Source organism: uncultured Rothia sp. (assembly GCF_937976295.1).
In the GTDB taxonomy this organism is placed as follows: domain Bacteria; phylum Actinomycetota; class Actinomycetes; order Actinomycetales; family Micrococcaceae; genus Rothia.
The window spans coordinates 1-2,373 of record NZ_CALJRY010000219.1; the positions used below are offsets into that span (position 1 = coordinate 1).

General features: G+C 60.1%; 1 protein-coding gene. It reads right to left on the reverse strand.

The window, feature by feature from the left end:
* The coding region (locus Q0216_RS05885) for an acyltransferase family protein (RefSeq protein WP_298593711.1) at positions 1–2,189 on the reverse strand (2,189 nt) is incomplete at its 3' end.
* Positions 2,190–2,373 lie beyond the last annotated feature (184 nt).

The following is a 2,373-nucleotide window of genomic DNA, read 5'->3' on the forward strand; positions in this document are numbered from 1 at the left end:
ACTTTTCCGCTGACGAGCCAGCCGCCTTCCGCTGCACGCTGGAAGACTTCCTGAGCCATGGTGCGGCCGTATGACTTGGAGACATGGTTATCGTCGAGGTAGACGTAGATGTTTCCAATCACGGCGCTGCACATGCCGTCCGGGCAGTACACGTCCTTCAGGTCCACCATGACTGCGCCCTGGTCGCGGTACTTGTCGAAGATTTCCTGTGCTGGGTTTTCTGCGGCGTACTTGTCGCTTGCGGGTCGTGCGCAGGAGCTCTTGTCGGCACCGGCCTTCTGAGCGCATTCGTAGATGTTGTACTCGAAGCGCGGGTTATCGCGCAGGCCGATGACCTGGATTCCTGCCTCGGTGAGGCGGCGGACCGTCTCATCAAGGCTCGGGTCGACTCGTTCGTCATTCGAGCGTGCCTGAGCAATGGTCGCGATGAGGACCACGGTCTGCGGCTTACGCTTGATAATTTCCTCGGTCATCTTGGTGTTGAATTCCGAGCATTCGTTGCTGGCGTTGACGGAGCTGACCGGGTACTGGCAGCCACCGAGCAGGTAGGCCTGCAGATTAGTTTTGGTCTGTTCTGCAATGGGCTTGAAGATGCTCAGCACCTGCTCGGCGTGGGAGTTACCGATGACCATGGTCAGCGGTGCGTCCTCGGGGCCGTACTTCTGCACGCTGCAGTACTTGGCGAGTGCCGGGTCGGAGGGCGCGAAGCTGCCAGTGCAGGGGTCGCTCAGTCCCTCGAACTGGGTTTTGACATCGCCACCGGAGGGGATGGGGTTGTCAATGAGCCCCTGCTGGGCACCTCCGATAGCGCGGGCGCCGGGGTAGTTTTCGCTAGCGGTTTGTACCTTCAGTTCGGCGTTCTGCTCAGACTGGGCGTTGCGGTAGCCGACCCAGGCCTGTGCGGCGGCCAGGGGCACGCCTGCGACCAGGAAGATTGCGAGGATGAAGGCGAGCTGGTCTGCCCAGGTCTTGACAGAGAAGATGGTCTTGAAGCGCATCTTCATCATGAGCCAGGGTACGAAGGGGTCCTTGCGGTAGCGCAGCGGCTTTTCGACGAAGCGGATGAGCAGCCATGCCAGACCGATGGAGGCAAGGATGATGACGGTGCCTTCGATGACGTTCACGCGGGAGGTTCCGACAGCGCTGCTGTAGAGGATGAGGATGGGCCAGTGCACCAGGTACAGGGCGTAGGAGATGTTGCCGAGGTTCTGCAGGGGTGCGGAGATCAGCAGACGGTCGATGCCCCAGCGGCTGTTGGTGCGGCCTGCCATGATGACGAGCGCACCGGAGATGACGGGCCAGAGTGCCAGGTAGCCGGGGAATGCTCGTTCGACGGGCAGGATTGCGCCGCAGGTGACCAGGCCAATAATGCCGACCCAGCCCATGACGACTCGCGCCTTTTCGGGTGCTTTCCATTTGAGGGTGAGCATTGCCAGTAGGGTGCCGATGGCGAATTCCCAGAGGCGGGTGCGGGTGTCGAAGTAGGCGAATCCCTGGTTGGTGTCGGTTTCGACGATGGAGAAGGTCAGGGATGCGACGAACACCGTGTTGAAGATGAATACCGCGGTGGTGAAGAGGTTCCCGCGGAATCGGTGCACGACGTAGGCTACTGCGGCGAAGAGCAGGGGCCAGATGATGAAGATCTGTCCCTGGATGGAGAGCGACCAGAAGTGCTGGAAGGGCGACTTCACGGAGGCGTTTTGGGCGTAGTAGTCTACGGAGCTGAACGCGAGGTTCCAGTTCTGGACGTAGAACAGGGAGCTCGTTGCGTCGGTTACGGTTTGCGCCCAGCGGCTGGGCGCGAGCACGAAGAAGGACGCAATGGTGGTAGCCGCGATAACCACTGTGGCTACGGGTAGCAGTCGCTGGAAGACGTGCATCCAGTAGCTGAAGAGGTTGAGAGGTTTGCCTTCGTTGATCTTACGCATGAAGGAGAGCGAGAGCAGGAAGGCAGAGATGAAGAGGAAGACATCCACACCGCCAGAGACTTTGCCGAACCAGACGTGGTAGAGCACCACGAGGAGCACGGCGAAGGCGCGCAGACCCTGAATTTCAGGGCGGAACCCTCGCGATTCAATGAACTCTTCGAGGGGGTAGTCGCTGGCTTCGCGTGCTTTGATGCTACGCGGTGCAGTGGTGTAGGTTCCCTGCGAGGCGCGGGCCTGCGGGGTTCCGGGGGTTTCAGACATTCTCGGTTCCTCAGGATGGATCGTCGATGTGCTAGTGCGGGTCCTGTAGACGTTACAGGGCACCCGTACAATAAAATCCTGATCCGCACCTCTGCTATGAGGCTGGTGCGAACCAGGATTTTTCTGAGCCCCCTACCGGATTCGAACCGGTGACCCTCTGTTTACAAGACAGATGCTCTGGCCA